Annotated in this window: 1 protein-coding gene; it reads left to right on the top strand. The window is 49.1% G+C overall.

Going from position 1 to position 796, the window contains the following annotated elements; translation table 11 throughout:
- Positions 1-796, top strand: a 796-nt coding sequence (locus tag QD47_RS29595) for an AMP-binding protein (RefSeq protein WP_044649483.1), incomplete at both ends; no start/stop codon positions are given.

Here is a 796-nt window from a genome sequence, read left to right as displayed (position 1 = left end):
GCATCCATCCGAACTGACCCATGTTACCTATGAAGATAGATGCCCTGTACGTGAAGCTGCTCATCCCCCTGAAGGTTTGGCTTATCTCATTTATACTTCGGGTTCGACCGGTAAACCGAAAGGTGTCATGATCGAGCATCGTTCTGTTGTCAACTTAATTCACAGTATGAAAGAGAAGATTGATTTCCAAGAGAATAAATCCATTCTCTGCGTAACAACGGTTTCCTTCGATATCTTCGTACTGGAGTCGTTGCTGCCGCTCGCACTTGGCATGAAAATCATCATGGCAAACGAAATGGAGCAGCGTGATCCGCATCAATTGGCTGCCCTGATCGAGCACCATCGTATCAACATGATTCAGATGACACCATCACGAATGCAAGTGCTGCTTTCGGCAGGAAGACAGGAATGCTTGGCTGCAGCCTCTGAAATCATGCTCGGAGGAGAAGCCATTCCATCGGGGCTTCTTGCCCAAGTGCGATTAGCTGCCTCGGCGAAGATTTACAACATGTATGGTCCGACAGAATCAACTGTATGGTCGTCAGTTCAAGAACTGACGGATGCCCAGGTTGTCATTATTGGCGGTCCAATTGCAAACACGCGTTTTTATATGATAAATGAGTCTCATCAGCTACAGCCAATCGGCGTTGTCGGAGAATTATGCATCGCCGGCGAGGGATTAGCGCGCGGCTATTTGAACCGACCGGAACTGACGGCAGAGAAGTTTGTCACCAATCCATTCGTACCGGGAGAGCGAATGTACCGGACTGGGGATTTGGCAAGATGGCTGCCGGAC

The organism is Paenibacillus terrae (genome assembly GCF_000943545.1).
GTDB lineage: Bacteria > Bacillota > Bacilli > Paenibacillales > Paenibacillaceae > Paenibacillus > Paenibacillus terrae_A.
The sequence above is the reverse complement of the archived record's forward strand: the minus strand, read 5'-3'. Positions and strand labels throughout refer to the sequence as shown.